Genomic DNA, 26,747 nt, shown 5'->3' with positions numbered 1-26,747 from the left:
ATCGTCACTCTGAATAAACATCGGAATCAGCGGCTGCTCTGCGCAGCGAAAGTGACGATAATGCAGATTGGACAGCACTATTAGATCCAGAACTATCTAACTTATAAGTCCACTTTTAGGCCCCCTTCCAAAAGCATCAGCAGCCTCAAGATAGGCCCGGTCCAGGTCCGGGTTATCGGGGTCAGGATGCACATGAACGTGGGTTCCGGGGCGATTTTGAAATACGGAGCTGACATCGCTCGCTATTGGACTTACCTTTGACGCACAAATACTTGCTGATCTTGGGTCCAGTTTATGAGCGCGCAAATCCACGACTTCTTGGTTGGGAAGCTTGACAGGGAAGGCAGTGAAACACTGCAGAGGCAGATCTATCGCATCATCCAGGATTCCATCCTCGAGGGGAGGTTGCCCGTGGATTTCAAAATGCCGTCCACTCGATCTATGGCCGATCAGCTGCAAATCTCCCGAATCACCGTGTCACTGGCGTACGAGCGACTCACCGAGGAAGGTTATCTCTATTCACGCCCCGGCAGCGGAACGTACGTAGCGGACACTCTTCCGCAAATCTATATACCGGCTAAGAAGGTAGAGAAAGCCGAGTACACAGCAGCGCTGCTTTCGCGCCGCGGCTTAGCAATAACGTCCAGAGTCACTGGCCTCGCCAAGGCCCGTGGCGCCTTCGTACCTGGAGTAGCCGATGCCGACCTTTTCCCCTTTCACATCTGGAAGCGGCTGCAAAACAGGTACTTCCGCAAAAACCACATGGAGCTCACCGGATACGCTGAGCACGGAGGATACCGCCGACTTCGTGAAGAGCTCGCCTCATACCTCTATGCATCCAGGGCGGTAAAGTGCAGACCCGAGCAGATCATCATAACGATGGGCACCCACCAGTCATTGGATCTGGTGGCAAAATTGTTGAGTGATCCGGGTGATAGCGCGCTGATCGAAACACCTTGCCACTGGGGAGCTCCAGTCGTCTTCTCAGCCGCCGGCCTCGCTGCTCACCCCATTACAATCGACTCGGATGGGGCCTGCCTTCCTGAGTTGGCCAATGATATTAATCCCCGCTTTGCATTCATCACGCCATCGCATCAATACCCTACTGGCAACATCATGTCGCTGCAGCGCCGTCGGGAGTGGCTTGCGTTCAGTGATGCGCGGAACATCTGGATACTTGAGGACGACTACGACAGCGAGTTTCGCTACGACACCGAGCCTCTGCCATCAATGCAGGGACTCGATACCAAGCACCGAGTTATCTATCTCGGAACCTTTAGCAAGGTGACTTTCCCTGGCCTGCGCTTGAGCTACTTGGTAGTACCTGAGGCCCTGGCTGAAGCATTTAGCAAAGGGATGACCCAGTTGTATCGCCCAGGCCTTCTCCCCGTCCAGGCAGCTATGGCGGACTTCATCGAGGAGGGGCACTTCGCGAGGCACATTCGGAAGATGCGGACCGTGTACGCAGGAAGAAGAAATCTCTTGCAAAGAAGTCTGCTCCAGCAGTTTGGCTCTAAGATTCAATTCTCCGCAGGCGCTGCAGGAATCCACCTCGCAGTCACCGTTATCCCTAAAGGCATCGCCCGGGAAATGATTCGTCGTGCACCAGAATTTGGCCTAACCTTGAGGGGCTCTTACCAGCTTGATGCAGTCGTTGATGACGACCTTCTAGTGCTGGGGTACGGAGGCATCAAGGAGGCAGATATCGCCCCGGCGGTCCAGCGCCTAAGGCAGCTCTACGACTCGATAACCGCAGAATGAGGTCATAGGCTCATCGACGCAATCACCATCACATAATCAGCGAGTACAAAGGCCACTAAATACGAACGACTAGGCACAGCGCCATTCGAATGTGAATCTTGGCCTGGCCTCAGACAGCGTACGCGCAACGGCCAGCCCTCACAGACTGAGCATCGCGCCAGGAGCGGTCGATATACCGGTATTTAGGGGCACTATTGATGATTATGAGGATGCGGATAGAGGTTGAAGCTCTGAAAAACCATGGCCCGACGCTGTGCATCGCTCTTCGAGCAAACGCACGAACATGGTCAGGCTTTGCGACACCGTCCCCCGGCGCCACACCAGCCAGGTTCGCAAATAGCGAAAGGACTCCGACAACGGCCACACACTCACCGTGGTGCAGCCCGGCATGCTTTCGAGCATGCTGCGCGGCATCAGCGCCAGGCCAGCACCGGAGCTGACACAGGCCAGCATGCCGTGATAGGACTCCATTTCGAAAATCTTGCCGGGCACCGCAGCATCCTTGGCGAACCAGCTTTCAAAGTGATGGCGGTAAGAGCAATTGGAGCGAAAGGCGTAGATGTTTTCGCCGTTCACATCCTGCGCACGGTGGATCGGCAAATGGTTGAGCGGCGCGATCAGCACCATCTCTTCCTCGAATGCCGGCACGCCCTCCAGTGCCGGGTGCAGCACCGGCCCGTCGACAAACGCAGCGGCCAATCGACCCGATAGCACTCCGTCGATCATGGTCCCGGAAGGACCGGTGGACAGTGCCAGTTCGACCTTGGCGTGCTTCTGGTTATAGGCGGCCAACAATTCAGGAATACGCACCGCCGCAGTGCTCTCCAGCGACCCCAGGGGAAACGATCCTTGCGGCTCTTCCCCGGCAACCGTCGCGCGCGCCTCCTGGACCAGATCGAGAATGCGTCGAGCATAGTCGAGAAAACTCCAACCGGCTGGCGACAGGCGCAGGCGGCTTTTCTCGCGAATAAACAGGTCAACGCCCAGATCCAGCTCCAATTGTTTGATCCGCGTCGTCAGGTTCGACGGCACACGATGGATGTGCTGAGCGGCAACGCTGATGCTGCCGTGCTCGGCGACCGCTTTGAAAATCTCCAGCTGAACCAGATCCAAGTCATTCTCCATACGTGAACGATACGATCAGCATTATTCAGTTTTAAGAAACCAAAAGCCACCGTAGTCTGAACGCATTCCCACCCCGCAGGACGATGCCATGACCAACATTTCCAGCCTCACTCATGCCATTTCGATCAATCCCGTCAACGGCGAGCAGATCGGTAACTACCCTTTTGAATCCGAAGCGGCGCTGCAAACCGCACTGTCACGTGCCACGGCCGGGTTCCGTGTCTGGCGCGGCACACCGGTTGCGCAACGCGCGCAACGGCTGATCGCGCTGGCCAACGTCTTGCGCAACAATGCAGAAACGATGGCGAACATGATCACCCTGGAAATGGGTAAGCCGATCACTCAAGCACATGGCGAAATCGAAAAGTGTGCGCAGCTCTGCGACTGGTACGCGGAACACGGCCCGGCCATGCTCAACGCTGAACCGACATTGGTTGAGGGCGGAAAAGCACGCATTGAATACCGCCCACTCGGCCCGATTCTCGCGGTGATGCCGTGGAATTTCCCGATCTGGCAGGTCCTGCGCGGCGCTGTTCCGCTATTGCTTGCCGGCAACACCTACGTGCTTAAGCACGCGCCGAATGTGATGGGCAGCGCTTACTTGTTGCTGGACGCCTTTCAGCAAGCTGAATTTCCTGAAGGGGCTTTCGAAGTCATCAACGTCACGCCGGAAGGTGTTTCCACGGCGATCAAAGACTCACGCATTGCAGCCGTCACCCTCACCGGCAGCATACGAGCCGGCATGGCCATCGGCGCGCAGGCCGGTGCGGCGTTGAAAAAATGCGTCTTGGAACTGGGCGGCTCCGACCCTTTTATCGTGCTCAACGATGCCGACCTCGACGATGCGGTGAGAGCCGCCGTGATTGGCCGTTATCAGAACACCGGGCAAGTCTGCGCGGCGGCCAAACGCCTGATTGTCGAGCAGGGCGTTGTCGAGGAGTTCACGCGCAAATTCGTTGAAGCCACGCAAAAACTGGTGGTCGGTGATCCACTGGCCGCCGCCACGTACATCGGCCCGATGGCTCGCTTTGATTTGCGTGATGAACTGGATCAGCAAGTGCGCGACACTCTGGAGGAAGGTGCTACGTTGTTACTGGGTGGCAAGAAGGCCGAGGGTAGCGGTAACTTCTACGAGCCAACGGTTTTCGCTGATGTCACCGACCAGATGACCTCGTTTAAGCAGGAACTATTTGGCCCGGTCGCTTCGATCATCACCGCACGCGATGCCACCCACGCCATGGCACTGGCAAATGACAGTGAGTTCGGCCTCGCCGCAACGATTTATACAGGCGACGTGGAACGTGCCCAACAGATGGCCGGTGAACTGGAAACCGGTGGTGTATTTATCAATGGTTACTGCGCCTCCGATCCGCGTGTCACCTTCGGCGGTGTGAAGAAGAGCGGTTTTGGTCGCGAGCTTTCGCACTTCGGGGTACGCGAATTCTGCAACGCGCAGACGGTGTGGCTCGATCGGCATTGAGTGCATGGACAAAGACCGATTGCGTTGGAAACCACGCTTTCTAAAGAGCTCATTGTAGCTTACAAAAATAGTCCAAGAAGGCATTAAAGGAGAGTGGTTGAGATTTGGGTGACTGACGGAATGACGTGCACGCTACAAACACTTAATCTACTGACTGGCATGTATCGTCAAGGGGCTACAAATGTCATTTGATCTCCACCACCTCCTGCTTGTATTCACCGCCTACATCGTGGGAGCAGCAAGCCCTGGCCCCAGCAACATGCGCATCATGGGCGTCGCCATGCACCAGGGCAGAAAACCTGCGCTTATGCTGGCAGCAGGTGTAATCAGTGGTTCTTTTTTCTGGGGATCGATGGCCGCCACGGGCGTATCAGCCATTCTGGCCCAATACGCGCAGGCGCTCTTCGCCCTCAAAATAGTCGGAGGAATTTACCTGCTTTTCCTCGCCATCAAAGCTGGCCGCTCCGCCCTCGACTCTGACGAGCGCCTTCAAAAAGAACTGGTTGCCGCACCAACCGTTTCGGGCTTTGTCCTTTACCGGCGCGGCCTGCTTATGCACCTCACAAACCCGAAGGCGCTGCTGGGTTGGATCGCAACCATGACCCTGGGGCTGGGGCCACACGCGACGCCTGAAACAGTTGTGATTATCCTGGCTGGCTGCGCCGTACTGAGCGTCACTATCTTCTGCAGCTATGCGATCGTCTTCTCCACGGCACCGATGATTCGAGGTTATCGTCGGGCACGTCGATGGATCGAAGGCACCCTGGGGTTAGTTTTCGGCGCCGCGGGTATAAAGCTACTGTTCTCACGCGCTTGAACCCATGACATCGCTCGCGGTTTGTCTGGAGTGCGCCGCGCTACGTCCTAAGCTCGAAAACCATCCATCAACTGCTTGAGTCGCGAGGCTTGTCGCTCAAGCTCGTCACAGGCAATCAAGGTAGCCTGGAGATGTTCCACGCCTTCCTGGTTGAGGGTTTTGATCTTGGTGACGTCAACGTTTAACGAATCAATGACCGCATTCTGCTCTTCAGTTGCGGTCGCCACCGACTGATTGATGCCGTCAATGTCGCCGCCTCAATGTCGCTGCACGACACGCGGATTTTTCCTGATAACCCGTTCATGGCATCAATCGTCTGCATCACCAGCCCTCGGCCAGTAGACGGGCATCCGCGGCTTGGAGTGAGGCATCACCGGCATTGCACGCAATTTCCCCCAGGTCGAGCGAGCTGACCATGTTTGCCAGCGTCTCCAGTGTCAGATCCCCGCCTACCACCCCAAGCACCTGGCCGTCGTGACTGACCGGCGTTGCAATGGTAATCATCAGTTGACCCGTCATCACGTCAAGGTACGGCTCGGTCAGGTCCCTCCGGCAGCCATTGCGTCCGTATACCAAGGCCGGGTGCAAGGATCGTAATCAGCGGGTAGATCGTCCTTCTGCCGGATGACGAAACTACCGTCACGACTGCCTAGATAAGTGAGGGTAAATGTCGACAGCACCGACCTCTGCTCCCAAGAGCGAAACGCTGTGACAACAACGAATGATGCCGCAAGCAGTACCTTCTGACTGAACTTCAGTTGTATCCCCTGCCCTCAGCCAACGTCATCAGAACCACCAGAGACAAACCGGGTGATAGCTTGTGCTCGTCAATGAACGCGCCGTAACCACGGATGACTCCCAGCCTTTCCAGCTTGCGAACGCGTTGCTGACAAGGGCTCTCGCTCGAGTTTTTTATAGGTGATGCGCCCGTTGCGGCGCAGCACGTCGACGCTGGCCTCGTCGATACGCCCCAAACACTCAGAGGCCCCGTGGTTCTTTATTCCGCTGTTCATAGCCAAGGCATTTCACTTCAGCCCGTTGGACAGGAACTGCTGCAGGCGCTCGCTTCTGGGATTATCCAGAATCTCAGGTCCGCCCTGCTCTTCAACCAGTCCCTGATGAAGAAACAGCAGTTGGTTCGAGACCTTGCGGGCAAAGCCCATTTCGTGGGTCACCATGATCATGGTCCGCCCTTCTTCTGCAAGCCCCTGGATGACTTTCAACACTTCGCCCACCACTTCAGGATCCAGCGCCGATGTAGGCTCGTCGAACAACATGACTTCAGGCTCCATCGCAAGTGCGCGAGCAATGGCTACCCGTTGCTGTTGCCCCCCGGACAGAAACGCTGGGAATTGATCGGCAACACGGGCCGGCAGTCCTACCTTTTCCAAGTATCGCCGGGCACGATCTTCCGCATCTTTTTTGCTCACACCCAGCACCCGCCGCGGAGCAATGGTGATGTTGTCCAACACGGTCATGTGGCCCCACAGGTTGAAGTGCTGGAACACCATGGCCAGGCGGGTGCGCAATCGTTGCAATTCACAGTCATCCGCCACGCGCAGCCCCATATGGTTTTTAACCATGCGGATCGGTTTGCCATCCAGACTCATGGCACCGTCGTTGGGGGTTTCAAGAAAATTAATGCAGCGCAGGAACGTACTTTTTCCAGAGCCACTGGCGCCGATCAAGCTGATCACGTCGCCTGTTTTGGCTTGCAGGGAAACGCCCTTGAGTACTTCATGGCTACCGTAACTTTTGTGTAGCCCTTCAACAGTCAATTTGTACATGTTTGCAGTCATCCTCTAACGCGGATTGGAGCAGCAGTGTCAGCTACTGGGCTCAGTGAGTCGGACCAAGAAAAGCCAGCCAGTGACGCTCGGCGATTCGAAACAGGCCGACCAGGGCAAAGGTCACCGCCAGGTAAATCAGTGCCGCAATCCCAAACGATTGAAAGGTCAAGAAGGTCGCGGAGTTCGCGTCTCGCGCGACCTTAAGAATGTCCGGAACAGTGGCGGTGAACGCCACCGTGGTCGAGTGCAGCATCAGGATGACTTCGTTGCTGTAATACGGCAGCGAGCGACGCAACGCTGATGGCATGATCACAAACGCATAGAGCTTCCAACCTGAGAGGCCATAAGCTTTCGCAGCCTCAACCTCGCCATGGGCAATGTTGCGAATGGCCCCGGCAAATATCTCCGTGGTGTAGGCGCAAGTATTCAGGGCGAAGGCCAGGATGGTGCAGTTCATCGCATCACGAAAGAACGCATCAAGCGCAGGCTGCGCACGTATTGCAGCCAGGCTATAGATCCCGGTGTAGCAGATCAGCAACTGGATATAGAGTGGCGTACCTCTGAACAGGTAGGTGTAGAACTGCACCGGCCAATGCACATAGAACCTGGGCGACACTCGAGCGATGGACAGTGGAATCGACACGATAAAGCCGATGAACAGTGAGGCACTGAGCAGCCACAACGTCATGGCCAGACCGGTTATCTGCTGACCATCGCTGAAGAAGAAAGGCCTCCAATACTCCTGCAAGAGCTCGATCATTGCACCGCCTCCCGTGAACCCACCGCGTAGCGCCGCTCAAGTAAGCGCAGGACAAGATTTGAAAGGCTGGTGATGACGAGGTACGTCAATGCAGCAAGCACCAGGAAGAAGAACAATTGATAGGTGCTTTTCCCCGCGTCCTGGGCGGCTTTCACCAAGTCAGCCAGGCCGATGATCGACACCAGCGCGGTGGCTTTTAAAATCACCATCCAGTTGTTGCCAAGTCCCGGTAAAGCGAACCGCATCATTTGCGGGAACATCACGAAGCAAAAACGCTGAGTCCGACTTAAACCATAAGCAGTAGCGGCTTCGACCTGACCCCGGGGCACTGCCAGCATTGCGCCACGAAACGTTTCGGTGAAATACGCGCCGTAGATGAATCCAAGGGTGATAATCCCGGCGACAAAGGGGTTGATCTCGATGTAATCCCAGCCCAGAGCGACTGTGAGTACCGTCAACCAGGTTTGCAGGCTGTAGAAAATCAATAACATCAGCACCAGATCCGGCACCCCCCGAATCAGTGTGGTGTAGAGCTGCGCTGGCAGACGTAGCAGTTTGAGACTGGACAGTTTGGCGCTGGCCCCGATCAGCCCCAGCAGCACACTTAACGCCAGAGAAGAAAGGGACAGCTTGACGGTCATCCAGGCGCCTTCGAGCAGCAAAGGGCCAAACCCCTTCAGGCTGAATGCAGAGAGCCCCAGCACGCCTAATAGTGTGTCGAACATGATCAGCAACCTATAGCGATAAGCGCCCATCCAGGGGGTGAGCGCCGGGTGGTTATTTGCCGCTGTAAAGATTCAGATCGCCGAAATGCTGCTTCTGGATCGAATCGTAGGTGCCATCTTCGTGCAAAGCCTGGATCGCTTTATCGAGCAATGCCTTGAGTTCCACGTTACCTTTGGCAATGCCTATGGCGGTTTTGGAGGGAAGATAAGGGCTCTCAACGGACGGGCTGCTTTCGTAATCGGCACCCTGTGGCGAGTTGAGAAAACCTAACTGGGCCTGCAATGCGTCTTGCAGGGATGCATCCAGCCGCCCCGCTACGAGGTCGTAATACACCTGGTCCTGGTTCTGATAGGACTGGATTTTTACGCCTGCTTTGTCCAGAACAGCCTTTGCGTAGGCTTCTTGGATGCTGCCTTGGAAGTAACCGACCGTTTTACCCTTGAGTGACGCTACGTCTGTGCTGAGGCCCGAATCTTTTTTGAAGACGTAGGCCGTGAACCCGGAAAACAACTCATTCGAAAAGTCGATGGCTTTTTCGCGTGTTGGCGTCACTGTCATGGATGAGAGAATGCCATCGAACTTACCGGCTCTGAGGCCTGGGATCAGACCGTCAAAATCGCTCTCGACCCAGATGCATTTGACTTGAAGTTTGGCGCAAATCGAATGACCTAAATCAATGTCAAATCCTTTGAGACTGCCATCAGCCGCTTTCGACTCGAAGGGCGCGTAGTTAGCATCCACGCCAAAGCGCAGGGTTGTGTAATCTTTGGCCCACGCCACATTCAAGCACAGTGGAAAGAGCGCGATAAAACACATTTTTCTTAGCGAGTTCATATGTACATCCCTAGGTATTGTAATTGGATTCAAGGGCAGTAAAGATTTGACAGCTGAACACATAGCTCCGTAAATATTATTATGAGGCGATCGCCTTATCACCAACACTACATCAGCATTGCCACTTCAGAGAACATGGCAAATTGATCAATCTCATGAGCAAAATGCTCGAAACTTTATGCCGAAGCCACTTTCATCATCACCAAGCCGGAAACAATTAAAATCGCGGCAACCACTCGCAGAATGCTGGCTGGCTCTCCGAGGAAAACAATACCAACTAAAAAAGCGCCAACCGCCCCGATACCTGTCCAGATCGTATAAGCGGTGCCTAGTGGAAGACTTTTCATCGAGAACGAGAGCAGCGCAAAGCTGGTTACCAACATGACCAATGTCACGATAGTGGGTATTACGCGTGTAAAGCCCTCAGATTGTTTCATTGAAAATGCCCAAACCACCTCAAGCAGCCCAGCAACAATTAAACTTAACCAAGCCACGATTAAAACTCCTTTAAAATCTCGTTAATGAAAAATCATCTTGCTCAGCTCAAGCGAGCCACTGCATCACATGTTCAAACTTATCCTGAACTTAAAAAAGACCCCCGCGTGCACGGGGGTAAAGACGGGTTGACCAAACCCTGTGCGTGACGCTGTAACCCAACAACTAACTATTAAACCTGTCAGGTCACTTGAACGTTTCATCCAACGCCAGGCAAATATCTTTTATCAGGTCATCAGCGTCTTCAAGACCCACCGATAAACGCAAGTGACCGTACTCTTGAAATTCCTTGGGATACTTGTCGAAGCCACCACGGCCCTCAGCGCCCACATGCACAATGAGCGTTTCATCATGGCCCAGTGAAACGGCAGACGTAATAATGCGCAAGTTCGAAACAAAGCGATTTTGGGTGTCTGGATCGCCTTTCACTGCGAAGGCCATCATTGCCCCAAAACCACGACCTGCAAATTGTCGCTGAGCTAATTCATGCTGCGGATGAGAGGCAAGCCCGGGGTAATAAACATAGGCAATACGGTCATCTGACTCAAGGTAAGCAGCCAGTTTTTCCGCATTGCTCAGGTGCTGCTTCAAACGAAAAGGCAGCGTGACTGAGCCCCGCATGATTAACCAGGCATTGAACGGCGAGATGGTTGCGCCAAGGTCAACCAGTGCGTCGTGCTTGATGTGATTCATCATCTGGGTAGAACCCAGGACCACACCTCCCATCGAGTCACCATGACCGTTAATGTATTTGGTCAACGAATGAACAACCAAGTCTACACCATGCTCACTGGCACGGAAAAAAGGTGGCGGTGTAAACGTTGCATCTACAGAGATCAACGCGCCCTGAGCGTGCGCAATCTCGGCCAAGGCAGCAATGTCCGCGACCTTGGTCGTAGGATTCGCGATCGTTTCAGTGTGCAGCAGCTTGGTATTGGGCCGGAATGCCTGCCGGACAGCATCCAGATCGCCCATATCTACAAACGTTGCCTCGATACCATAGCGCTCAGGCAGAAGCTCGGCGAACAACCGCCATACGGCTTCATAGGTGACATCACTTACCAGTACATGATCACCGCTTTTCAAAAATGTAAAAAACACTGCATGCAACGCAGCTACGCCGGTTGCAAACACAACACTAGACTCAGTCCCCTCAAGCGCTGCGAGCTTTTTCTCCAGGCACACCTGGTTGTGCCCTTGGTTACGGGTATACACAAGACCATCTGGGCTGGACCAATCCATTGTCGAAGGATCATCCGGCAGTAGATAGGAGTTGGCCATGACTAATGGCGTACGCACCGCGCCAGTCGTCGTGTCAATTACGTTACCCCCATGAACAGCCAGTGTGGCTGCAGATAGCGTGGTCAGGTTTTTCTTGTCAGGACGCATGGGTCTATTCCTCCAAAGTGCATTGTCGTTGTGCTTATTCAATTTTGAAGTGGCGTACGCGAGTGGTGGAGGGCCTGGTCAACCGGGACCAAATCCTGGTTCTCATCGAATACCAGTGCACCGGATTCAATCCCACGCACACGGCCGCGTACCATGTACCAACCCGCTACCAGCACCGCAGCGTAGATGGGCAGCGAAGCAATTGAGTACGTCCCAACCGGATAATCCATCGCAATCAATATCAGCACCAAACCAAAGAAAATAAGCGTGGCGTAACCACTGTACGGAGCGAAAGGCATACGAAACTGCGGTCGTTGCAACTCCCCAAGTTGGGCATACTTGAAGAGCTTGATTTGGCACAAAATGATCGTTGACCATGACCCAATCAGCATCACAGCAGTGAGGGTCAACGCAATTTCAAATGCTTCGCCCGGAACAATTGCATTGAGAAAGACCCCGATCAGGGAGGCGACGGTTGTCAGCATGATGCCGGCGAACGGAACCCCTTGACGATTCATCTTCGCCAGAAAACCAGGCGCTGAACCGCTGATGGCAAGGGACCTTAGTACTCGACCGGTTGAATAGATGCCCGCGTTCAAAGACGAAACGGCCGCCGTGATGAGGACCATATTCATAATGGCATCCGCGCCCTTGATTCCCAGTGAGCCAAAAAAGGTTACAAAGGGACTTACACCTGCTGAATAGGCTGTATGCGGGAGCAGCATTGCCAACAGCAGTATGGAGCCTACATAGAAGACAATGATGCGGAATACCACCGCGCGAATGGCCTTAGGCATGACTTTGGCGACATCCTGGGCTTCACCCGCGGCAGTACCGACTAACTCCACACTTCCGTAGGCGAATATCACCCCTTGGATCATGATGACTGCGGGCAAAAGCCCTGCAGGAAACCATCCACCATTGTCGGCGATGAGTTGGAAGCCAACTTCATGTCCCGGAAGTGGCGTGCCAAATAGAACCATATACGCGCCTATACCCAGAAATGTAGTCAAGGCAGCCACTTTGATCAGGGCAAACCAGAATTCGAGTTCCCCGAAAATCTTTACCGACACCAGATTAATTGCGGTGACGAGGGCTAACGCGGCAAGTGCAAGCAACCACTGCGGAATATCGCCTATAAAGGGTAGATAGGCCTTGAAGAAGTTCAGGTAGAGCGCGATGGCAGTCAGGTCAGCAATAGCGACCATCACCCAATCGGTCCAGTACATCCAACCCACTGTAAACGCCCATTTTTCCCCATAAAATTCTCGGGCGTAAGAAACAAAAGAACCGGATGAAGGCCTGTACATCACAAGCTCGCCCATAGCTCGAATGATGAACCAGGCAAAGAAACCACATATTGCGAAGACAAATACCAGAGAAGGCCCCGCCTCTGCGAGACGCGCCCCGGCGCCCATAAAAAGCCCACTGCCGATCGCACCACCAATGGCTATCATCTGAACCTGGCGCGGCTTGAGCACTTGTTGGTAACCCGATTCCTCAGTGCTGAAGTCTGTTCTTCGAGCAACACGGGATGCCTGCTCGGGTGCTGGATTAAAATCGCTAACACTCATATCTGTTACCTTTTTATTTTTATTCTGAACGCGACTCTTCAAGGCAGAAGAGTCTCGCCAAGGGTCGCACTGAAGCGTCAAGCCCCGCAGGAGCGACGTGTTTAGTTCCCACTCACGCCGTTAATGCACACCACTTTGGGTTGCGTCATATCTTCATAGGCGAAACGCACACCTTCGCGGCCCATGCTCCCGTACTTGAAACCACCGAAAGGCATTGCGTCGAATCGGTAGTCCGAGGAGTCGTTGATCATCACGCCGCCCGCTTCAAGTCGCTTGGCTGCCTTCATCGCAACATTCAAATTACTGGTGAAGATCCCCGCATGCAGGCTGTATTCAGGTTCGTTGGCAAGCTTCAGGGCCTCGTCCAGGGAACCGACGCTCTGAAGTATCACGACAGGACTGAACACTTCCTCGCACCACAGTTTGCAGTGGCGGTCGACGCTTTCCAGGACAGTGGGCGAATAAAGCGAACCGTTACGTACATTGCCGAACAGCAACGCCGCGCCTGTGGCAATCGCTTCATTCACCACGTCTTCAGCGCGCTTGGCTGACGCCTCAGTAATCATCGGGCCGACATCAGTCTGATCGTCGGCAGGATTACCCACGATCAACTGGCTGGTTTTCTCAACGAAGCGTGTCTTGAACGCTTCGTAGAGTGGCGCCTCGATTAAAATCCGCTGAGTACCAATGCAATTCTGCCCGGCCGCCCAAAAAGCCCCCGACACACAGGCATCGACTGTTTCATTCAGATCGCAATCAGCCATCACGATAACCGGGGCATTTCCGCCAAGGTCCATCGCCAGCCTCTTGAGCCCAGCCGTGCGCGCGATTTGCTCTCCGGTAACGAAACCGCCGGTGAAAGACACCATACGCACCGCACGGTGCGCGACCAGGGCCTTGCCCAATGCAGCCCCACCCGTGGCGACTGTTACAACAACAGGCGGCAGGCCCGCCTCGATCAGGCAATCCACCAGCTTGATCGCCGAGAGCGGTGTGAGCTCGGATGGCTTGAGAACAACCGCGTTCCCTCCCGCAATAGCAGGGCCCAACTTATGGGCGACCAGATTGAGGGGGTCGTTGTAGGGTGTGATCGCAACGATTACACCCAGGGGCTCGCGAGTGAACCATCCCTGGCGTGATTCGGATCCGACATAAGCATCGAAAGGGATCACTTCACCCGCATTCCGCTTGGCTTCTTCCGCCGACAACTTCAACGTATTGACGCAGCGCAGTACCTCCTTCCTTGCCTGCTTCAGCGTTTTGCCCGACTCCGCCACAATCAGTCGGGCAAAGGCGTCCTTATCACGCTCAACCGAGAACGCCGCCTGTTCCAATATGCGTGCACGTTCATGTCGTGGCAGGTCCTTGGCAATCAACGCCCCCAAGATAGCCGTGTCGACTATTGTGGTGGCGGATGAAGCAGGTATGTCGACCACCTCACCCACCTTGCTACCGTCAAACGGGCTACGCACAGTAATCGTTTTATAATCAGCAGCAATTGAGAGACTCAAGCTATTCATGATTACTTACCTGACTGGGTTTTGTGCTTGTGAATGCTCACAATATCAGCGAGTAAAGCGAAAGCAGTTTCAAAGCGACCTGCACCCGCGCCCACCACAGTTACAGGACCAAGAATGGCAGTATCGAAGGTTATGGCGTTGGTAGCTCCACTCACACCGGCAAGCGCGTCAGTGGATGGCAATAACTGAGGGCTCACAGAGGCAGAAATGGAGCCATCACTCAGCTTTTCTGCGCTGCCGATAAGCTTCCATCGAGCACTGGTTTTCGTAGCCTCGGCAATGTCCGTGGCGGTAATCTCAGAAATACCCTTGCATAGAACATCGCTAGGCTTGAGCTTTGAACCGAGTAACTCGTTCGCCAAAATGACGACCTTTAGACGAACATCATGCCCTTCCACATCTGCTGTTGGATCTGCTTCGGCGTAACCTAGCTCCTGGGCCTTCGCAACAGCGCTGGAGAAGTCCAGACCCGTCTCCATACTGGAGAGGACAAAGTTCGACGTACCGTTGAGGATCCCTTTGAAACCGCTGATTTCCGAACCTAAGAGAGACTCCTTGGCCAACCGGATAACTGGCGTTCCACTCATGACTGCACCTTCGAACTCAAACCGAGCACCGGTGCTATCGGCAAGCGCTTTCAGACTTTGCGCATGCAGCGCCACTGGTCCTTTGTTGGTAGTCACGACGCTGATACCCTTCTCCAGGGCCCAACGGCAGAATGTGGTGGCTGGCTCACCGTCCACAGGATTGGTAAATGTTGCTTCAGCAACGATATCTGCGCCAGCAAACCGAATGACGGACTCGTTGGCAGGTTCATCACTGCCGCCTCGCAGAGCTTTGAGGCTGCCTTTGGTAGCAGGCACCGCAACCAGCTCATGAGCATCCAGACCGTCCTTGTTGATAACTGAGCCAAGAAAGAGATCACTGACGCCGACAATCTTCAATTTAAAACCCAGCTCATCTGCCCAACGCGAATTCTTCTCAGCGATAAGCTGAGTCAGCGCGCGGTTGACGCCACCGAAGCCAAGCAGAGCAACTTTATATTCAGTCACGACAAAGATCTCATTGTTATGTTTGGTGCTGAAATAGTAAGTCGCCAACCCATTTTCACGAATATGGCAAACAGAACGTAATTGCGAGCAAAATGCTCGTTCGACAGCGCACTTTGCTTTACCCGCACTACTTGGAGCAGGACAAAACGAAGGAAGTCACAGTATTAAGAACGCCTGGCAGCGCTGAGATCTCACTCCAGACCCTGTGGATACGATCTGAACTCATCGCCTCTACCGTCAATACAATATCAAGGTCACCGCTCATCACATTGCATGAAATAACCTCTGGCATTGCTATGACAGAACGGACAACGTCAGCATCACGCATTCTATCTTTACGATAAACGAAAATTAAAGCGTTGATAGGCCCAGCATCCGTTGAGGGCATTCCTTTAATGATCGTATAACCCCTGATATACCCATCGCGCTCCAATCTTTCGATTCGCAGCCTGACGGCATTCCTCGACAAGTTAACTTTCATCGCAATATCATTGTGAGCCAGCCGCGCGTTACGCGTAAGCTCTTCCAATATTTTCTCATCAACCTTATCTAACACACGCTTCATCTCTAACTCCAAACTTATAACGAGCGAGACTCCGTGTCTGTGGACAACGTCCCGATGAGCTGCTTAAGTGCGCCAACATCGTTAGGGATTAAAAAACATCGATAATCAAGTCCCGGAAGAGTGCCAATCCCTTTGAGGACACCCAGCGCATCTGTTTCATCAACTAGTGCAGAACTCTTGGAGGGATGTGTCGTCGCCAGGCAGATCATCGGGATAAGCAAGCTACGCCTGCTGGCACGCGCCGCTCGCAATCCGATGGCCGTGTTGGGACTGACCAGATAACCACTCTGCGCAAACACCTCATGAATGGTCCGAAAAGCATCTGCGTCCTCCACGGCCAGCGAGTCGAAAAGCTTACGCGCCTCCAACCATTCATCTTGATCTAACTTAATCGAGCCCTCACCCTCTAGCAACTCCATATTCCTAGCAACTTTTTCTCCGCGGCGATTAAGCATACTCCACTGCATGCGTTCAAAGTTTGAGGCCAATGAGACATTCATACTAGGCGTATTAGTAATGCGAATTTCTTTTCGGCTATAGAGATTATTTTGCAGAAAGTTATGCAATCCCGCATTGGTATTGGTGGCAACAATCAATTGCCGGATCGGCAACCCCATTTCCTTGGCAATATAGCCCGCGTATAACGCTCCGAAATTTCCGGTGGGCACACTGAAGGCTACTTCTCTGTTGGGTGCACCTAATTGAAGCGCTGAATAAAAATAGAAGGAAAGATGCGCAAGCACTCGCACCCAATTCACAGAATTGAATGATATTAGTTGCTGCGTTTCATTATTGTGCTTGAAGAGCTGTTCGCAGAGGCGATGACAATCAGAGTAATCCCCTTCCACAGCAACATTAACTATATTTTCTTCATCCGTACTCATTAAGCGACGTCTATGCTCTTCCGTTATTCCTCTCGAGGGATGAAGCACAATAACGGTCACGCCTTGCATACCAGAAAAGGCTTTTATTGCAGCAGCGCCTGTGTCCCCACCAGTGCAGCCTACAACAAGCGCTTTCTTGCCAGATCTCAACAGTTCGCGCCCAACCAGGCGAGCCATCAATTGGAGACCAAAGTCCTGATAGACGCCAGCTGGCCCATGAAATAATTCCAATATCCACTCATTACTCGCCGTTTGGTAAAGAGGTGCAACCGCTTTGCTTTTGAAGCAGTCAAACGTTTCCTCGATAATCTGAGACAACTGATCTTGAGGTATCCAATTACCTAAAAACGGCTCAATCACGTGACGTGCCAGCTCATGGAAAGGAAGCCATTCCAGCTTGGATAGGTCCTCCCCTTTGAAGCGAGGAACCTTGAGAGGTACGAATAACCCTCCATCCGGGGCATACGCCCCCATGAGCACGTCGCCGAAGTCGAATGCTTTGCCGGGTGTCCGCGTACTAACGTATTTCATAACCTGAGACACCCTCTCGCAATCTCTGAGCTAGCCGCCTCTCCGGCAGCGCCCTGCTGAAAACCAACACCGCGATTTAAATCGCTTGTCATCCAGCTTCCATCCATTGACTATAAAAGTCAATATAGTGACCATTGCATTTGTCTGCTGACTTTTTTCAGCCAAACGCAACGAAGCCTTTGGCGCTACCTCGCCAGGTAGCGCAGGACATCTGCCAGTTTAGAAATCAGGGAGAACACCATGTGCGCCAAGAACCTTCTGCATTCGCTTTACCAGTACAAGGCATGGTCTGAGAAGGAGCTATTCAAATACTTGAAAGCCTCGGCGGGGAAATCCTATCCAGAGGAAATGGCGAAAGCGATGTATTGGCTCAGCCACATCAACATCGTCGACCAGTTGTTCATCGCCAGACTGAAAGGAAAGCCGGACGAATTTGACTCCGTCGTGACTGACCAACCGCAGGACTTGATTCAGCTTGAAAAACAATTCTCCAAAGCGAATCAATGGTTTGTCGAATACACCAAAGCAGTCACGTCAGCAGAACTGGCCGATCAAGTGACATTTACTTTCAAGGACGGAAATCCTGGGAACATGACTAAGGAGCAAATACTGGCGCATGTGCTTTCCCATGGTCTGCAACATCGGGGGAGTGTCGCAACTATCTTGCCAGGCGAGATCCTGCAGGATCACAAGGACCACTTCACAACGTTTTTGAAACGCTAGAAACCTGTTCGCCTGCCTCATGATTGGCAGGCGCCCTCTTTCCAAGTAAGAAGACAGGTTCAGCTCAGCTCCAGCTCGTCGATCACAGCGGCAATTTGCTTACGCCCTTCGCCACTTATAGTTCTGAGCGGCAGGGGCAGGCTTGGATGCTGGGTAAACCCACGAATCTCTGCAGCAGTCGCCACGACACGAAAGCTGCCGCCAAATTGCCTGAACAAAGCCCAGAGTGGCTTTAAGCGCTCAGAAAGGCGTGCAGCCTCGTTGGCATCACCTGACAATGCCGCTCGCGTAATCGCTAGCGCTGTCTTGGGGAAAAGCCCTCCTATGACGGAGTACCAGGCCTCACAGCCAGCATTCATGCCCACAGCTGCAAAGACATCACCACTCACGCCGATCGTAACATTACTTGGAATCAGCCCCCGAAGACGCTCCACACGAGCCTTGGCAAGATGGAGAGCCTCAGGAACGCCCGGGATTTTGATTGAGCTCACATACGGCAGTTGGGCAATGCGCCCGTGCAGTTCGTCAGTAAATTCAAAATGAGTGGTGCCGGGATTGTCATAGACACATAGCGGAACTGAGACGTTAGCCGAAACTGTTTCATACAAAGAAAAAACATCTTCCGCACATAGCTTCTGATAGGACACCGGCAGTAGAAGCAAGGCTTTGACCCCCACCTTTTGTGCATCCTCGGCCAGCAATAGCACGTCACGCGTGCGTAGCGATCCGATGCTGACCATAACAGGCACATTGCCCGCGGCCTCTACCGCGAGCTGCGCAACTCGAGTGCGCTCAGCCCGAGAAAGATACGCATAGCTACCAGTAGAACCGAGTGCACCGATGGAGTCGACATTGGCGGCTGCCAGCTGCTCAACAAGACGAGTAAATGCGTATTCATCCACACCTTGCTCATTCATAGGCGTCAATGGAAATGCGCTAAGGCCGGTAAATTTCATTCATGACTCCATGGTTTCGTCTTTTGACTAATTAGATCCAGGACCAATCAGTGAGCTTTCAATTTGAACACCTGGCATCATCAGTTGCAGGCCCTCGATAAGCTTGTCGCCTGCTTCTGTCAGCGCTTCAAGAGGCATCGCTGGCAAACTTTCCAGAATGAACCACATGTGTTTTGCATCAGCACCAAGGCGGGTTCTGACACCTTGCCGCCAATTCCAACGGCGACATGTCACGCCTTTATCGTCCCGCCATACCACCTCGCCGGCGTCTGGATACTCGTGAGCTAGAGCGCCTTCTTTCATGGTGTCAAAAGGCTCGCTACCGTCTGCGACGACGAGCCGCGGCGCGCCCACATAGGCGTCTATATTTTCCCCGCCCACAGGAATCGCATACTCGATGCTGATGGCATTGTAGAGGTCAACGATGGGATCCAGGCTCGGTACGCTGCCGTCTCGTAGAACACGCTTGCGCAATGCCTCAGCTGAGCAAGGCGTGCGTTGTGGCTTAGCCCCAAACTTTCGGAAGGTCTCTGCCCATGCTGCCAGATGCACGTCTCCCCAGGTGGGTCCGCTTGACAACACTGCCTGGCAAGCGCGGTCCAGGGCCGCTTGAGCGACATCAGGGCTGGTGAGGGGCGCGGCCTTCACAACGATACTCAGCGCCCGGAAGCCCGGTGCCAAATCTGCAACAGATTGGTCAATTAACGGCAATACGGACAGCATCAAAATCTCCAGTGATCTACATGTCGCTTCATGCTAGTCATTGGCGACTAAAAAAGTCAATATATCGACTCTTCCAATCAGATCCCGCTACCGAGCAGATTGACGACACCAGTAGCAAGCGTCGAGAATCCTTTCAACTTCCTCTCATGACCATCAATAATGCCCCTAAACAACAGTATATCGACCACGCCCGGCGCCGATGCTCAGACTGTGAGCCTGGCCGTTGCGCGTACGCTCAAACAGGCACGAAAGAATCAAAAGATCACGTTGGACGAGCTATCTCGCCGCTCAGGCGTGAGTAAAGGCATGGTCGTCGAAATTGAGAAATGTACGGCTAATCCGAGTATTGGCATCCTGTGCAAAATCGCCGCAGCGTTGGGGCTTTCTGTTGCAGACATCGTCAATGTGACAGACGCCCCTGCCGCCCACATTATCGACAGTCAGGAGATCCCTACACTCTGGACCGGCGATCTGGGTGGGACAGCTCGGCTGCTTGCAGGAACGACTGGACCCAACATGATTGAACTATGGCGCTGGGAAATGTTTCCGGGTGAGTCCTTTTCATCCCAAGGGCATCCTCAAGGCACGCTTGAGTTGTTTCATGTGGAGAAAGGGACGCTGAAATGTGTGGTCGGGGAAACAGAATTAGTCATCCCGGCAGGCTGCTCTGCTGTGGCAAAAACAGATGTTGCGCACTCCTACGCCAATGCGGGTAGGTCCAAGCTGATCTTCACCATGTCGGTCACTGAAATACACCAGTAAACGAGTCCGGCATTTGGTCGTTAAGGCCTTGCGCTGTTCGATCCTGCTCAGTAAATCCAGCAGTCGTGATGATTGATATCGTAGATGGACCGCCCACCCAGTTGGGGCAGGACGTCTTTACTGAAGATTCTCAAGATCTGCGAGAGCGTGCTCTGGCGCCCTTCCTTCAAGCTGAGCCTGCGAAACTCTATCCACTGATTGAACACGACCTCGAAGGTGTGCTCCTTCGCAGTATGAACAGCAAGCCGCTGTTGTTTACGATGCTCATAAGGGTTGATGCCTTGAGCGACCAAGGCGTGCGCATCGTCACGTCATGTACGCGCTTTTTTGAGGGAGATTTGTGGGTAACAACCCAAGGACATGCGCTTCTGCTTGCCTGCCCAGTAGTAGCGGAAGAGCCAGACTTTTCCCCGCTTGGCCGTCCCATTGAGCGTGAGGCCATCACTGTCACCGAGGTGTAGTCGTTACCAGTGATTCGGGCATGCCGAACTGTCATTTCTGAGAGTGCCATCGCGAGCTCCTGAACAGAGTCGGGGCCAGATGCTCATCTCGCTACACAATCTGCTCCAGCATTAAACCAATTCAGTGCTCGTCAGAATCCTGGACTCAATTCTGGACTTAAACGTACCAGATAGTGCTGGATTTCAGTGGTTCCCGATGGAACGAAAAAATGGCATAAATGCCATTATTTCAATCACTTGCAGAATTCATTGGAACTCTGTAGCGCTATCTGGAGCAGGAAACGAGACTGAAATCCGCGCTCTTTCTCCTTGAAAGCATTGACCTTTTTGTTCGGTCCACGCTTTCGATGTGTGGGATGTTTACGCCGACGCTGAATTGAGCCACGTGCCGAGGCAAGACGGCCCCATCTCCACACCTTCAAAAATCCAGCAAAGGCAAGGATTCGCGAGTAGCCAGACTGGGCCAGTGAAATCTCAGCAACTGGGGCCCAACAGCCAAGGCCAGTTGTTTGAACATTATCGGCATCACAGGCACCTTTTATTTTTGTTGTATGCAAGAGGACCCACCGCCTGAGCTTCTGGCAGTGTCTTTATCCAACCGTTACGAAGTTTTTACATCCGAAGCTTCAACAACCTGAGGCAAGCCGGACAATCGCCTCCCGGCTTCCCGCTTGTTCGCGAAGAATGAATTTCTGGATTTTCCCGGTCGCCGTTTTCGGCAGCGCCATGAACACGACCCTGCGTGGGCATTTAAACCGCGCCAAACGTTCCTGGCAGAAGGCAATCAGTTCCGCTTCATCAGGCGGCGTTGCGCCGACCTTGAGTTCGATGAACGCACAGGGCACCTCGCCCCATTTATCGTCGGGCTGAGCCACGACGGCCGCGTGCAACACGGCCGGGTGGCCATGAATCACATCTTCGATTTCGATGGAAGAGATATTCTCCCCGCTCGAGATGATCACGTCCTTGCAGCGATCAGTGATCTGCACATAACCGTTCTCATGCACCACTGCGACGTCGCCCGTGTGGAACCAACCGCCGCCAAACGCCTTTTCATTGGCACGCGGATTTTTCAGATAGCCCATCATCACCGTATTACCGCGAAGCAACAGTTCACCTGTGGTTTGGGGACCCTGAGAGTCTTTAGGTTTCGTCAGGCAGGCTGTTTAGCTGATCATTTCTGGCTTTTCATAGGCCATGGAGATCCATTCACTTCCAGACGATTGCTACATTGGGGGCATATTTGAGGGCATGCTTTGGATGGTTTGAAAAGGATGCCCCCAGGCTGAGGTTCAACAGCCACCTTCTCGAAAAAGTCATACGCTGCTGCTCCGAAGCCGCCGTCTCCATGAAGTACTTTCTGTACTTCGACGGCAAGCTGCTCCAGCGGGATATGGACTTCAGACTCCTGCCCTTCTGGTGCCAGGGGCTCAAACGTCATGGCCCCCATTGCATTGCAACCGATGTAGGCCAGCCGTTCCAGTGAACCGATACACGCCGTAGTGAGCCGTGCCCAAATACCCACCATGATTGGGTTGCGCCCGATCACTACTGGAGAAAAACGCCCGGCATTCAGGGTTGCGGTAACCCTTGTTGTTTTAGGTATTGTTCGGCAAGCCCGGGCTGGAAACCGTGCGGGTTAATCAGCCCAGGCGAATGACTATCCGCGCGAAGCGGTCAAGCCGTCGAAGAACCGCGCGGCGTTTTTATCGAGAGTGGCGATGTCGTAACCGCCTTCCTGCACCACTACGCACGGCAGGCCCAGCGCCTTGATTCGCTGCCCCAGCATCCGGAAACCTTCATCGCTAACGGCGACCTTGGACTGCGGGTCGTTTTCGTAGATATCAAAGCCTAGCGACAGTACCAGTACGTCCGGGGCGAAAGCGCGTAAGGCAGCCTCTGCCTGGTCCATGCAAGCGAAGAAATCCGCCTCGCTGGAGCCGTGGGCCATCGGCAAGTTCAAGTTGAAACCCTTACCTCGGCCAGTGCCAGTTTCGTCGTCGAAGCCGGCCACTACCGGGTAAAAGTTAGTGGGGTCGCCATGGATCGAGACGTAGAGCACGTCATCGCGGTCGTAAAAAATCTCCTGGATGCCCTGACCGTGGTGCATGTCAGTATCCAGCACCGCGACTTTGGCGAAGTTGCCTCGTAACACTTGGGCAGCAATCGCCGCATTATTCAGAAAACAGAAGCCGCCAGCGCCTTCGGCACGGGCATGGTGTCCCGGTGGACGGCACAGTGCGTATGCGGCGTCATCGCCTTCGATAATCGTCTGGGCGGCGGCTACCGCACTTTGCGCTGACCAGTAAGCGGCCTGCCAGGTGTATTGGCCAATCGGGCAACTGCCGTCGGCCAGGTAGCGGGCGGTCTTGCCCAGGATTCCGCGCAGCGGATTGCCCTCGCGGATGAAAATGTTCGACATCACCTCATCGCCCCAGTCCTCAGGCACCTCGTGCCATTGCTGGTAAGCGCTGCTCAGGTATTCCAGATATGCCGGGCTGTGCACCGCGGCCAGTGGCGTCAGACCGGAGTCGGCAGGTTCCAGCAGCGGGTAGCCGAGCTTCTTGACCACCGTCAGCAGCGGGTCGATACGCGCGGGGATCTCTAGCGGCTCGCGCATTTGCCCACGCGACAGGTAGGAGCGTGGATGGTGCAGACGCTGTGCCGGATGGAAAAATGTTTTCATGGATGACCTCATGCCAAGACAATTCAGAATGCACACGCCTCGCGCCGACAACGCAGCACGCAACGCAGTGATTAGTTCTCTGTCCGCTCAATAACCCTGTATAGGATCGACCAGATTCTTCAATGCCAGTCCCGCCGTCAGCCGCGAGACGTTGTCGGCGACCTGCTGGGCGATGCATTGATCCGAGGCGGCAGACGCCATGTGCGGTGTCACCCATACCCCAGGGGTGTGCCATAGCGGCGAATCCGCAGGCAGCGGTTCCTGTTCAAACACATCAAGCAAGGCGCCACGCAGTTGCCCGCTGGCCAGGGCCTGTTGCAGGTCCAACTGATTGAGGTGCTGGCCACGCCCGCAATTGATCAAGGCACTGCCTCGTGCCATGTACTGGAACACCTCGCAGCCCAGTACACCTTGTGTGGCGGCGGTCAGCGGCAGCAAGTTGACGAGCACATCCAGCTCCGCAAGAAACTCCTGCATCGCGGACGCTCCGCTGAAGGTGCTCACACCGTCGATTACCCGAGGCGTGCGAGCCCAACCGCGCACGTCGTAGCCGGCCTCGGCCAGCCGCGTGGCCACCGGTGCCCCGATCGCTCCGAGGCCCATCACACCGACCTTGAAGCCTTGCGCACGGCGCTGCAGCGGACGCTGCCAGCGTTGCGTGGCGTTGCCGGTTATGACCTGGTCGAAGCAACGGTGAAAGTGCAGCACCCCCCAGTGCACGTACTCGCTCATACCCTGGGTGTGATCTGGGTCGACAACCCGACATACCGGCAACGCGGGGTCGCGCGAAGGGTCGTGGGCCAAATGGTCGACCCCCGAGCCAATCGAATACACCAGGCGCAAATTCGGTAAGGCCCCGAGGCTGCCCGCTGGCGGGAACCAGCACACCGCGATCTGGGCCTGCTGTGCGCCTGGATCTTCAGGGCGCAGCACCTGCAAGTGCGGCGCATGGCTGGCGAACAGCCCGGCCAGCCAATCGGTCAACGCCGGGTTCTGGCACAACAACACAAGACTGGCCATGGTCAACTGCACCAATCGGCGCGCTGTTCGTCGATCAGACTGAGCGCGGCCTGCCAGGCCAGATCAATGATCCCGTCGATCCCGTCACGGCCGAACTGCGCAGCGGTGTGGAGGCATACGGCTTCGTCCAGGACGTTCAGCGCCACCCCGGCGGACATCGCCTGGATCTGCGCCTGGCAGGCGCGCTCCAGGAAGTAGATCTCGTGGAACGCCGCCGCCACGCTGCCACCGGCCGCGAGCAGGCCGTGGTTACGCAGGATCATCGCTTTGTGCGAGCCCAGATCGGCGATCAGCCGTTCGCGTTCCTCTAGCGATAACGCGATGCCTTCGTACGTGTGATAAGCCAAGTTGCCGTAGAACTTCAAGGCGTGCTGGGTCAGCGGCAGCAGGCCGTCGCGCTGGGCCGCCACTGCCATACCGCTCGCGGTGTGGGTGTGGATGATGCAGTGCAGGTCCGGGCGCGCTTCATGGATGGCAGAGTGGATGACGAATCCGGCGGCGTTGACCTTGCCACCGTTGTAGCTGCTTTCGACCAAGTTGCCTTCCAGATCGATCAACACCAGATCGCTGGCGCGCATTTTTTCGAACGCCACGCCGTAACGGTTGATCAGAAAATATCGCTCCGCCCCCGGTACACGCAGGGTGATGTGAGTGTCGATCAGGTCGGTCATACGGTAGTAAGCGATCAAGCGATACAGCGCTGCCAACTCGCAGCGCGATTGCCATTCGATCACTGACATGGCGAGGGGTTTGCTCATCATGCAACTCCTTGGCTAGTGGACAGGCTGACCGGGTTGGCGTTGACGCTGCGCAGATGTGCCAGCCCCAACACCCCAGTCAGCGACATCAGGGCCAATACGCTGAAGAACAGCGCCAAAGGCACCCATTGCCCCGTGAACTGAGCGGCGATGAAGGTGCCTATCATCGGTGTCAGGCCTCCGGTCAAGCCACTCCCGAGTTGATAGGCTATGGAAATACCCGAATACCGCACCCGTGCCGGGAACGCTTCAGCCATGTAGCCTGCAATCACCGCATACAGCGCCGCCAGCAGGATCACAGCCAGGGCAATGCCGGTCGTCATGTAGAACAGGTTGCCGGTCTGTACCAACAAGAACATCGGATACGGCACCACGATACACAACGACGCCACCCACCTGAGGAACCGTCCTTCACCCAGCCGCTCGGCCAGCAGTGCCGAACAGGGTTGCGAAAGGAACTGCAGGATGGTGACAACAAACAGGCAATCCAGGATCGTGGTTTTGGCGATGCCCTGATACTGGGTGACGTAGGTGATCATGAAGGTGTTGGTGAAGAAGAAACCGCCCGAACCGATGGTGACGGCCAGTGCAGCGAACAGAATGTTCTTCCAGCCAGTGCGCAGCACTTCCATTACCGGGCTGTCAGAGGTCTGGGCGCTCTCCTTGACCTCGGCGAACTCTGGCGACTCAGGCACACCGAAGCGAATCGCCAGGCCGACTATCATCAGCACGCCGCTCATCAGAAATGGAATGCGCCAGCCCCAACTCATCAGGGCTTCCTGTTCCATTTCACTGATCAAGCGAAATGCAATCAGCGCCAGCAACAGGCCAGCAGGGCTGCCCCATTGGGCGAATGAAGCAAAAAACACTTTGCGTCCCTTGGGTGCATGCTCGCTGGCCATGAGTACCGCGCCGCCCCACTCACCGCCGACTGAAATACCTTGCAGAAGCCGTAGCAACACCAGGCCGACGGGCGCCCAGATGCCTACCTGGGCGTAAGTGGGCAGCAAGCCTATACCGGTCGTCGCAACGCCCATCAGCACGATGGTCACCAGCAGCATTTTCTTGCGGCCCAGGCGGTCACCCAGATGGCCGAATACCATCCCGGCGAACGGCCGAGCGATGAAGCCTACAGCGAAGCTGCCGAACGCGGCCATGGTGCTGAGCATCGGGTTTTCACTGGGAAAGAACAGCTGTCCCAACACCAATGCCGCAGCGAAGGCATAGATGTAGTAGTCATAGAATTCGATGGTGGTGCCAATAAATGCGGCGGCTGCGGCACGCCGTGGCGTGGAGGTTTTGCTGGTCATCTGAGGCTCCCGAGAATCATTGTTATAGGCAGGAGATAGGTCATG

Annotated in this window: 24 protein-coding genes and 5 pseudogenes; 5 read left to right on the top strand and 24 right to left on the bottom strand. The window is 54.7% G+C overall.

Going from position 1 to position 26,747, the window contains the following annotated elements:
- Nucleotides 1-294: 294 nt before the first annotated feature.
- Entirely contained in the window at nucleotides 295-1,761 is a 1,467-nt protein-coding gene (gene pdxR, locus ACMTA2_RS16745; RefSeq protein ID WP_413790875.1) for a MocR-like pyridoxine biosynthesis transcription factor PdxR, read from the top strand.
- A 201-nt stretch (nucleotides 1,762-1,962) separates the two neighbouring features.
- Here pdxR and ptrR read toward each other — a convergent pair whose 3' ends face one another.
- A complete protein-coding gene (gene ptrR / locus ACMTA2_RS16740) occupies nucleotides 1,963-2,874 on the bottom strand; it encodes a putrescine utilization regulator PtrR (protein ID WP_208555558.1) in 912 nt (303 codons plus the stop codon).
- A gap of 100 nt (nucleotides 2,875-2,974) precedes the next feature.
- On the opposite strand from ptrR, the gene ACMTA2_RS16735 reads away from it, so the two are divergent.
- Together ACMTA2_RS16735 and ACMTA2_RS16730 are read left to right on the top strand one after the other, a co-directional pair.
- A complete protein-coding gene (locus ACMTA2_RS16735) occupies nucleotides 2,975-4,366 on the top strand; it encodes an aldehyde dehydrogenase family protein (RefSeq protein WP_208555557.1) in 1,392 nt (463 codons plus the stop codon).
- A 181-nt stretch (nucleotides 4,367-4,547) separates the two neighbouring features.
- The gene (locus ACMTA2_RS16730; RefSeq protein ID WP_413790874.1) at nucleotides 4,548-5,183 is read left to right on the top strand and encodes a LysE family translocator; all 636 of its coding nucleotides are present in this window, start codon (nucleotides 4,548-4,550) and stop codon (nucleotides 5,181-5,183) included.
- 47 nt (nucleotides 5,184-5,230) lie between these two features.
- Here ACMTA2_RS16730 and ACMTA2_RS16725 read toward each other — a convergent pair.
- The 14 genes and pseudogenes from ACMTA2_RS16725 to thrC form a co-directional block, all read right to left on the bottom strand.
- A pseudogene (locus tag ACMTA2_RS16725) lies at nucleotides 5,231-5,437 on the bottom strand (chemotaxis protein); the annotation flags it as partial.
- Between the two features lie 67 nt (nucleotides 5,438-5,504).
- On the bottom strand, nucleotides 5,505-5,687 hold the full coding sequence (locus tag ACMTA2_RS16720; RefSeq protein WP_413790873.1) for a hypothetical protein: 183 nt from the start codon (nucleotides 5,685-5,687) through the stop codon (nucleotides 5,505-5,507).
- A 259-nt stretch (nucleotides 5,688-5,946) separates the two neighbouring features.
- Nucleotides 5,947-6,196 (bottom strand): annotated as a pseudogene (locus ACMTA2_RS16715) (Lrp/AsnC family transcriptional regulator); the annotation flags it as partial.
- A gap of 12 nt (nucleotides 6,197-6,208) precedes the next feature.
- On the bottom strand, nucleotides 6,209-6,970 hold the full coding sequence (locus tag ACMTA2_RS16710) for an ABC transporter ATP-binding protein (protein WP_208555760.1): 762 nt from the start codon (nucleotides 6,968-6,970) through the stop codon (nucleotides 6,209-6,211).
- A 52-nt stretch (nucleotides 6,971-7,022) separates the two neighbouring features.
- Nucleotides 7,023-7,733 carry an ABC transporter permease gene (locus ACMTA2_RS16705; RefSeq protein ID WP_208555555.1) on the bottom strand — a complete coding sequence of 237 codons (711 nt, stop codon included), beginning with the start codon at nucleotides 7,731-7,733 and terminating at the stop codon, nucleotides 7,023-7,025.
- Nucleotides 7,730-8,458 carry an ABC transporter permease gene (locus tag ACMTA2_RS16700; protein WP_413790872.1) on the bottom strand — a complete coding sequence of 243 codons (729 nt, stop codon included), beginning with the start codon at nucleotides 8,456-8,458 and terminating at the stop codon, nucleotides 7,730-7,732. Before ACMTA2_RS16700 ends, ACMTA2_RS16705 begins: the two co-directional genes overlap by 4 nt.
- Before the next feature lie 52 nt (nucleotides 8,459-8,510).
- On the bottom strand, nucleotides 8,511-9,275 hold the full coding sequence (locus ACMTA2_RS16695) for a transporter substrate-binding domain-containing protein (RefSeq protein ID WP_208555759.1): 765 nt from the start codon (nucleotides 9,273-9,275) through the stop codon (nucleotides 8,511-8,513).
- Between the two features lie 194 nt (nucleotides 9,276-9,469).
- A complete protein-coding gene (locus tag ACMTA2_RS16690; protein WP_208555553.1) occupies nucleotides 9,470-9,787 on the bottom strand; it encodes a DMT family transporter in 318 nt (105 codons plus the stop codon).
- A 187-nt stretch (nucleotides 9,788-9,974) separates the two neighbouring features.
- Entirely contained in the window at nucleotides 9,975-11,177 is a 1,203-nt protein-coding gene (locus ACMTA2_RS16685) for a trans-sulfuration enzyme family protein (RefSeq protein ID WP_413790871.1), read from the bottom strand.
- Nucleotides 11,178-11,215: 38 nt separating this feature from the next.
- Nucleotides 11,216-12,751 carry an amino acid permease gene (locus ACMTA2_RS16680; protein WP_413790870.1) on the bottom strand — a complete coding sequence of 512 codons (1,536 nt, stop codon included), beginning with the start codon at nucleotides 12,749-12,751 and terminating at the stop codon, nucleotides 11,216-11,218.
- A 101-nt stretch (nucleotides 12,752-12,852) separates the two neighbouring features.
- Nucleotides 12,853-14,271, bottom strand: a complete 1,419-nt coding sequence (locus ACMTA2_RS16675) for an aldehyde dehydrogenase family protein (protein WP_413790869.1) — start codon at nucleotides 14,269-14,271, stop codon at nucleotides 12,853-12,855.
- 2 nt (nucleotides 14,272-14,273) lie between these two features.
- Nucleotides 14,274-15,323 (bottom strand): homoserine dehydrogenase, encoded by a 1,050-nt coding sequence (locus ACMTA2_RS16670; RefSeq protein WP_208555758.1) that lies wholly within the window; start codon nucleotides 15,321-15,323, stop codon nucleotides 14,274-14,276.
- 127 nt (nucleotides 15,324-15,450) lie between these two features.
- Entirely contained in the window at nucleotides 15,451-15,888 is a 438-nt protein-coding gene (locus tag ACMTA2_RS16665; RefSeq protein WP_208555549.1) for an Lrp/AsnC family transcriptional regulator, read from the bottom strand.
- Nucleotides 15,889-15,902: 14 nt separating this feature from the next.
- Entirely contained in the window at nucleotides 15,903-17,303 is a 1,401-nt protein-coding gene (gene thrC, locus ACMTA2_RS16660) for a threonine synthase (protein ID WP_413790868.1), read from the bottom strand.
- Nucleotides 17,304-17,543: 240 nt separating this feature from the next.
- Here thrC and ACMTA2_RS16655 point away from each other — a divergent pair, with 240 nt between their 5' ends.
- Nucleotides 17,544-18,026 carry a DinB family protein gene (locus ACMTA2_RS16655; protein WP_413790867.1) on the top strand — a complete coding sequence of 161 codons (483 nt, stop codon included), beginning with the start codon at nucleotides 17,544-17,546 and terminating at the stop codon, nucleotides 18,024-18,026.
- A gap of 59 nt (nucleotides 18,027-18,085) precedes the next feature.
- Here ACMTA2_RS16655 and ACMTA2_RS16650 read toward each other — a convergent pair whose 3' ends face one another.
- Both ACMTA2_RS16650 and ACMTA2_RS16645 read right to left on the bottom strand, forming a co-directional pair.
- Entirely contained in the window at nucleotides 18,086-18,982 is an 897-nt protein-coding gene (locus ACMTA2_RS16650; RefSeq protein WP_413790866.1) for a dihydrodipicolinate synthase family protein, read from the bottom strand.
- Between the two features lie 27 nt (nucleotides 18,983-19,009).
- Nucleotides 19,010-19,705: a B3/B4 domain-containing protein gene (locus tag ACMTA2_RS16645; RefSeq protein ID WP_413790865.1), complete on the bottom strand. Its 696-nt coding sequence runs from the start codon at nucleotides 19,703-19,705 to the stop codon at nucleotides 19,010-19,012.
- 159 nt (nucleotides 19,706-19,864) lie between these two features.
- On the opposite strand from ACMTA2_RS16645, the gene ACMTA2_RS16640 reads away from it, so the two are divergent.
- Nucleotides 19,865-20,467 (top strand): helix-turn-helix domain-containing protein, encoded by a 603-nt coding sequence (locus ACMTA2_RS16640; protein WP_413790864.1) that lies wholly within the window; start codon nucleotides 19,865-19,867, stop codon nucleotides 20,465-20,467.
- Between the two features lie 3 nt (nucleotides 20,468-20,470).
- Here ACMTA2_RS16640 and ACMTA2_RS16635 read toward each other — a convergent pair.
- The 7 genes and pseudogenes from ACMTA2_RS16635 to ACMTA2_RS16605 all read right to left on the bottom strand — a co-directional run.
- Nucleotides 20,471-20,978, bottom strand: a pseudogene (locus ACMTA2_RS16635) (tyrosine-type recombinase/integrase); the annotation flags it as partial.
- Between the two features lie 576 nt (nucleotides 20,979-21,554).
- Nucleotides 21,555-22,055 (bottom strand): annotated as a pseudogene (locus ACMTA2_RS16630) (AMP-binding enzyme); the annotation flags it as partial.
- A gap of 209 nt (nucleotides 22,056-22,264) precedes the next feature.
- Nucleotides 22,265-22,435: pseudogene (locus ACMTA2_RS16625) on the bottom strand (type II toxin-antitoxin system HipA family toxin); the annotation flags it as partial.
- Between the two features lie 153 nt (nucleotides 22,436-22,588).
- Entirely contained in the window at nucleotides 22,589-23,614 is a 1,026-nt protein-coding gene (locus ACMTA2_RS16620; RefSeq protein WP_413790863.1) for a histone deacetylase family protein, read from the bottom strand.
- 87 nt (nucleotides 23,615-23,701) lie between these two features.
- Nucleotides 23,702-24,634, bottom strand: coding sequence for a 2-hydroxyacid dehydrogenase (locus tag ACMTA2_RS16615; protein WP_413790862.1), 933 nt, complete (start codon nucleotides 24,632-24,634; stop codon nucleotides 23,702-23,704).
- 2 nt (nucleotides 24,635-24,636) lie between these two features.
- Entirely contained in the window at nucleotides 24,637-25,392 is a 756-nt protein-coding gene (locus tag ACMTA2_RS16610; protein WP_413790861.1) for a class II aldolase/adducin family protein, read from the bottom strand.
- The gene (locus ACMTA2_RS16605) at nucleotides 25,392-26,702 is read right to left on the bottom strand and encodes an MFS transporter (protein ID WP_413790860.1); all 1,311 of its coding nucleotides are present in this window, start codon (nucleotides 26,700-26,702) and stop codon (nucleotides 25,392-25,394) included. Before ACMTA2_RS16605 ends, ACMTA2_RS16610 begins: the two co-directional genes overlap by 1 nt.
- Between the last annotated feature and the right edge of the window lie 45 nt (nucleotides 26,703-26,747).

This window comes from Pseudomonas medicaginis, from assembly GCF_965119365.1.
In the GTDB taxonomy this organism is placed as follows: domain Bacteria; phylum Pseudomonadota; class Gammaproteobacteria; order Pseudomonadales; family Pseudomonadaceae; genus Aquipseudomonas.
Note: the sequence above shows the minus strand (reverse complement) of the source record. Positions and strands in the feature narration are given on the sequence as shown.

Excerpts from the sequence above, each read along its gene's own strand:
- pdxR (WP_413790875.1), top strand. The coding sequence starts at position 295 with ATGAGCGCGCAAATCCACGACTTCTTGGTTGGGAAGCTTGACAGGGAA.
- ACMTA2_RS16735 (WP_208555557.1), top strand. The coding sequence starts at position 2,975 with ATGACCAACATTTCCAGCCTCACTCATGCCATTTCGATCAATCCCGTC.
- ACMTA2_RS16730 (WP_413790874.1), top strand. The coding sequence starts at position 4,548 with ATGTCATTTGATCTCCACCACCTCCTGCTTGTATTCACCGCCTACATC.
- ACMTA2_RS16720 (WP_413790873.1), bottom strand. The coding sequence starts at position 5,687 with ATGATTACCATTGCAACGCCGGTCAGTCACGACGGCCAGGTGCTTGGG.
- ACMTA2_RS16710 (WP_208555760.1), bottom strand. The coding sequence starts at position 6,970 with ATGTACAAATTGACTGTTGAAGGGCTACACAAAAGTTACGGTAGCCAT.
- ACMTA2_RS16705 (WP_208555555.1), bottom strand. The coding sequence starts at position 7,733 with ATGATCGAGCTCTTGCAGGAGTATTGGAGGCCTTTCTTCTTCAGCGAT.
- ACMTA2_RS16700 (WP_413790872.1), bottom strand. The coding sequence starts at position 8,458 with ATGTTCGACACACTATTAGGCGTGCTGGGGCTCTCTGCATTCAGCCTG.
- ACMTA2_RS16695 (WP_208555759.1), bottom strand. The coding sequence starts at position 9,275 with ATGTGTTTTATCGCGCTCTTTCCACTGTGCTTGAATGTGGCGTGGGCC.
- ACMTA2_RS16685 (WP_413790871.1), bottom strand. The coding sequence starts at position 11,177 with ATGCGTCCTGACAAGAAAAACCTGACCACGCTATCTGCAGCCACACTG.
- ACMTA2_RS16680 (WP_413790870.1), bottom strand. The coding sequence starts at position 12,751 with ATGAGTGTTAGCGATTTTAATCCAGCACCCGAGCAGGCATCCCGTGTT.
- ACMTA2_RS16675 (WP_413790869.1), bottom strand. The coding sequence starts at position 14,271 with ATGAATAGCTTGAGTCTCTCAATTGCTGCTGATTATAAAACGATTACT.
- ACMTA2_RS16665 (WP_208555549.1), bottom strand. The coding sequence starts at position 15,888 with ATGAAGCGTGTGTTAGATAAGGTTGATGAGAAAATATTGGAAGAGCTT.
- thrC (WP_413790868.1), bottom strand. The coding sequence starts at position 17,303 with ATGAAATACGTTAGTACGCGGACACCCGGCAAAGCATTCGACTTCGGC.
- ACMTA2_RS16655 (WP_413790867.1), top strand. The coding sequence starts at position 17,544 with ATGTGCGCCAAGAACCTTCTGCATTCGCTTTACCAGTACAAGGCATGG.
- ACMTA2_RS16650 (WP_413790866.1), bottom strand. The coding sequence starts at position 18,982 with ATGAAATTTACCGGCCTTAGCGCATTTCCATTGACGCCTATGAATGAG.
- ACMTA2_RS16645 (WP_413790865.1), bottom strand. The coding sequence starts at position 19,705 with ATGCTGTCCGTATTGCCGTTAATTGACCAATCTGTTGCAGATTTGGCA.
- ACMTA2_RS16640 (WP_413790864.1), top strand. The coding sequence starts at position 19,865 with ATGCCCCTAAACAACAGTATATCGACCACGCCCGGCGCCGATGCTCAG.
- ACMTA2_RS16620 (WP_413790863.1), bottom strand. The coding sequence starts at position 23,614 with ATGAAAACATTTTTCCATCCGGCACAGCGTCTGCACCATCCACGCTCC.
- ACMTA2_RS16615 (WP_413790862.1), bottom strand. The coding sequence starts at position 24,634 with ATGGCCAGTCTTGTGTTGTTGTGCCAGAACCCGGCGTTGACCGATTGG.
- ACMTA2_RS16610 (WP_413790861.1), bottom strand. The coding sequence starts at position 25,392 with ATGAGCAAACCCCTCGCCATGTCAGTGATCGAATGGCAATCGCGCTGC.
- ACMTA2_RS16605 (WP_413790860.1), bottom strand. The coding sequence starts at position 26,702 with ATGACCAGCAAAACCTCCACGCCACGGCGTGCCGCAGCCGCCGCATTT.